This window comes from uncultured Ruegeria sp. (assembly GCF_947497005.1).
GTDB lineage: Bacteria > Pseudomonadota > Alphaproteobacteria > Rhodobacterales > Rhodobacteraceae > Ruegeria.
This window is the reverse complement of the sequence record NZ_CANMFF010000072.1, coordinates 1-398: the sequence shown is the minus strand read 5'-3', so window position 1 is coordinate 398 and position 398 is coordinate 1. Positions and strand designations below refer to the sequence as shown.

Genomic DNA, 398 nt, shown 5'->3' with positions numbered 1-398 from the left:
GAAGACGGGTTTACCCAGATTGGGCTGGATCGCAAACGCCACGTGCCCTATTTGCTACTGCTCATCGGAAATAAAAAGGTTGATCAATCGCAAGTCGATCCAGAATTGGTTGGACCCCGCACACATGAAGCCCTGATCGAACTGGTGGTTTCTCATGGGCGGACGTCTCCAACGGTTCTGTTTCTCAACGATCTGCATTGGGCCGACGAAAGATCGGTAAGTGTTATCAATCACCTGATCCGCAAAGCTGATAGGCCTGGCGTCCTGGTTCTAACTTGTTACAGACCGGACTTTGAGGCGACATGGCTCAACGCCCCGGGAGTTGAGAATATCAACCTGATCCCCTTGGATCGAGAACAGTCAGCTCTGCTGCTTCGCGAATGCGTGGCCTCAGAAGC

General features: G+C 52.5%; 1 protein-coding gene. It reads left to right on the top strand.

Annotated elements, in window-relative coordinates; genetic code table 11:
- Positions 1 to 398: AAA family ATPase (locus Q0816_RS25955; RefSeq protein ID WP_298856224.1), on the top strand; the 398-nt coding region annotated here is incomplete at both ends.